Origin of the sequence: Aeromicrobium sp. Leaf272 (assembly GCF_001422865.1) — a bacterium.
Lineage (GTDB): Bacteria > Actinomycetota > Actinomycetes > Propionibacteriales > Nocardioidaceae > Aeromicrobium.
The window spans coordinates 358,329-360,639 of record NZ_LMMY01000011.1; the positions used below are offsets into that span (position 1 = coordinate 358,329).

Consider the following 2,311-nt stretch of genomic DNA (forward strand, 5'->3'; position numbering starts at 1 on the left):
CGCCACCTACCTCTGACGGCCCCGACCGACGCACGACAGGGCAACGAAGCGGTCAGGACGCCCCGGACGCATCATCGTGCGGTACCCGCGCCCCGAGAACCCGGGCCGAGCGCGCACCCCGCCGCCGGTCGAGGCCCCTTTCGGAGCGCAGGTCGACGCGGGGCCGAGGCAGCGCCGCCGCAGGACACGACCCAGCCGAGCAGTCGCAGCCGCACGACGAGACCCGCCCGAGCAGCGCAGCCGCACGACGAGACCCACCCGAGCAGTGGCGCCGCAGGACCAGACCCACCCGCCGAGGCGCAGCCGCAGGGCGGAGTCAGAGCCGCAGCTCGGCCGCCTCGTCCAGCGACGCGCGGGAGGTGCGGTAGGAGGCGGTGGGGTGGTCGGGGTCGGGGTGGCCGAAGGAGATGCCGCACACCACCTGACGGTCGTCGTCGAGGTCGAACCACTCGCGCAGCAGCTCCGAGCGCATGGCCAGGGCCGCCTGCGCGCAGGCGCCGAGACCGAGGGCCTGGGCCGCGAGCAGGAAGGACTGCACGTACAGACCGCAGTCGATCGCGCCGTACACGCCGAGCGAGCGGGTCGTGGTGACGATCGCGACGTGCGGGGCGCCGAAGAACTCGAAGTTGCGCATCGTCTGGGCGGCGGACCCGGCCCGGTCGCCCTTCACCACGCCGACCGCCTCGTACAGCTGCCAGCCCGACTCGCGCCGACGCTCGGCGTACACGCCCTCGTAGGACTCCGGGAAGGTCAGGTCGGGGCCGAAGCGCTCGTCGTCGGCCATGGCCTGCTTGAGCCGCTCGGTCTCGCCTCCGGCGGTCACCACCACGTGCCACGGCTGCGTGTTGCACCACGACGGGGTGCGCTGCGCGGCGGTCAGCAGCCGCTCGATGGTGGCCGCCTCGACCGGTTCGTCGGTGTATCCGCGGCAGCTCCAGCGCTCCTCCAGGAGCGCCTCGAGGGCCTCGATCCGGCTCTCGCTCATCGGCCCACGAACCCGGCGGCGCGCTTGTCCAGGAACGCCTGGATGCCTTCCTTCGAGTCCGCCGTGTCGGCGAGCTCCCGCTGCAGGCGCAGCTCGCGGTCCAACGTCTCGTCGAGGTGGCGCAGCGTGTTGGCGGCGATGGCCTGCTTGGTGGCGGCGTACGCGGCCGTGGGGCCGTTGGCCAGCTTCGCGACCAGCTCGGCCACCTGCTCGGCGTAGTCGTCGCCGCAGCACCGGTCGATGAGTCCCATCTGCGCCGCCTCGGCGGCCGGGAGCCGCTCGCCCAGCAGCGAGAGGCGGTTGGCCCGGGCCCGACCCACCGACGCGGCGAGCAGCTCGGTCGCCCCGCCGTCGGGCATGAGGCCGATGTTGACGAACGCCTGCAGGAAGTAGGCCGACTCGTGGGCGACGGTCACGTCGGCGGCCAGCGCCACTGACATCGCGATGCCGGCGGCGGGGCCGTTCACCGCGGCCACGACCGGGCGGTCCGTCGAGACCAGTGCGCGCACGAGCCGGTTGCCGTTCTCGTGCGTGCCGCCCCGCTCGAGCCGACGCAGGTCCGCGCCGGCGCTGAAGGCACGGCCCGCGCCGGTCACCACGACGACGCGGGCGTCGGTGGTCTCGACGGCCTCGGCGGCCCTCTCGAGCATGGCCCCGTCGAGCGCGTTCATGACGTCGGGACGGTTGAAGGTGATCGAGAGGATGCCCTCGGTGGTGTCGAGCAGCAGCTCGGTGCTGGTCGGGTCGCTCGTCACGGGCGTCTCCATTCTCCGATGATGGCCTGCACGGCGGCGGTGAGCGCCAGCGGCTGGTCGAGCATCACGTGGTGCCCGGAGTCTCGCACGACCGTCACCGGCACGTGCCCGCCGAGCCGTTCGGCGACGGCGTCGGTGATGTCCGACGTGGCCATCCCGCGGTCTCCGCGCAGGAGCGCCACCGGGCAGGCCGCCTCGGCGAGCTCCTCGGGCTCCATGCGCGACCGCAGGAAGATGCGTGGGTCGAACTTCCAGCGCCACCCCCCGGGCTCCCCGTCGGACGCCGGGACCTCGCGCACGGATCCCTCGGCGATGTGGCGGTGCACGAAGTCGAGCGTGGCGTCGTCGGCCGGGAGCGTGCGGAACCGGGCGAGGATCGCCTCACGATCGGGGTGCAGCTTGGGGGCGGGGATGACGCCGTGCGAGGCGATCCACGCTCGCGCCTCGCTCGACATCTCGCGGACCGGCGAGTCGATCGCGACGGCCCCGGCCAGTGCGGCGCCGTGGTCCCGGGCGGTGGTGAGGGCCACGAACCCGCCCATGCTGTGGCCGACGACGGCAGGGGGACGGG

The 2,311-nt window shown here is 73.7% G+C and carries 3 protein-coding genes; all 3 read right to left on the reverse strand.

The features are described from left to right. Positions 1–316: 316 nt before the first annotated feature. The gene (locus tag ASF38_RS08800) at positions 317–985 is read right to left on the reverse strand and encodes a nitroreductase (protein WP_056575171.1); all 669 of its coding nucleotides are present in this window, start codon (positions 983–985) and stop codon (positions 317–319) included. After that, positions 982–1,752: an enoyl-CoA hydratase-related protein gene (locus tag ASF38_RS08805; RefSeq protein ID WP_082480635.1), complete on the reverse strand. Its 771-nt coding sequence runs from the start codon at positions 1,750–1,752 to the stop codon at positions 982–984. The genes ASF38_RS08800 and ASF38_RS08805 overlap by 4 nt, the downstream gene beginning before the upstream one ends. Continuing rightward, positions 1,737–2,311: alpha/beta fold hydrolase (locus ASF38_RS08810; protein WP_235497568.1), on the reverse strand; the 575-nt coding region annotated here is incomplete at its 5' end. The genes ASF38_RS08810 and ASF38_RS08805, both read right to left, overlap by 16 nt.

Bases quoted from the DNA above. Each gene is read 5' to 3' on its own strand.
- ASF38_RS08800 (WP_056575171.1), bottom strand. From the start codon at position 985: ATGAGCGAGAGCCGGATCGAGGCCCTCGAGGCGCTCCTGGAGGAGCGC.
- ASF38_RS08805 (WP_082480635.1), bottom strand. From the start codon at position 1,752: ATGGAGACGCCCGTGACGAGCGACCCGACCAGCACCGAGCTGCTGCTC.